The sequence below is a fragment of the Candidatus Hakubella thermalkaliphila genome (assembly GCF_013281975.1).
Taxonomy (GTDB): Bacteria; Actinomycetota; Humimicrobiia; order Hakubellales; family Hakubellaceae; genus Hakubella; species Hakubella thermalkaliphila.
This window is the reverse complement of record NZ_BLRZ01000384.1, coordinates 1-760: the sequence shown is the minus strand read 5'-3', so window position 1 is coordinate 760 and position 760 is coordinate 1. Positions and strand designations below refer to the sequence as shown.

Here is a 760-nt window from a genome sequence, read left to right as displayed (position 1 = left end):
GATAGGATAAATTTGGGCAAAATGGTTAAGTCCGTCCTAGATGAAAAAAGAAACAGATGTGCAACGGAGATACTGGAAGTTCTAAAAGAAGAGGCAGAGGATTTTCGTTCACACCCCCTCATGGATGATTCGATGATAATGAATACTGCTTTCTTAATAAATAGGAGCAAAGAGAAGGAATTTGAGCAGAAAGTAAATCAGCTGAACGAAAAGTATCGTGAGAAGATAGATTTTAGAATTGTGGGGTCCCTGCCGCCGTATAGTTTTAGCACTATGGAGGTAAGAACGGTAGAGTTTGAGGCAGTTGATGCTGCCAGGAAAGCCCTGGGACTAGATGATGAAGCAACTATGTTTGAAATCAAAGAGGCTTATCGGGATTTAACGCATAAGTGTCATCCGGATGAAAACCCTGATGATATACATGCTATGGAGCAGTTTAAGAGGGTATCTGAAGCCTACAAAATGCTGACTTATTACTGTCAACATTATAAATATTCTTTTAGGGAAGCAGATGTTAAAAATTTTGTTATGGTTAAAGTTCTAGAATTGCCAGAAAGTCCCTAATGGAAGAGTGCAGCAATGTTAACGGAAGGGAACCAAGTGACGGAAAAAGGTAAATATATTTACTGCATCATAGGGATAAACGAGGACAGAAACTTTGGTTCTATGGGAATTGGTGGGCGAGGCGATGAAGTATACACTGTTTGCTACCAAGATCTGGCCGCTGTTATCAGCGATTCGCCAATTATGAAATACCCTA

At 40.0% G+C, this 760-nt stretch carries 2 protein-coding genes; both read left to right on the top strand.

Going from position 1 to position 760, the window contains the following annotated elements; all coding sequences use genetic code 11:
- Positions 1-564: GvpL/GvpF family gas vesicle protein (locus HW443_RS12305; RefSeq protein WP_176238347.1), on the top strand; the 564-nt coding region annotated here is incomplete at its 5' end.
- Positions 565-579: 15 nt separating this feature from the next.
- Positions 580-760, top strand: a 181-nt coding sequence (locus tag HW443_RS14190; protein ID WP_176238346.1) for a GvpL/GvpF family gas vesicle protein, incomplete at its 3' end; no start/stop codon positions are given.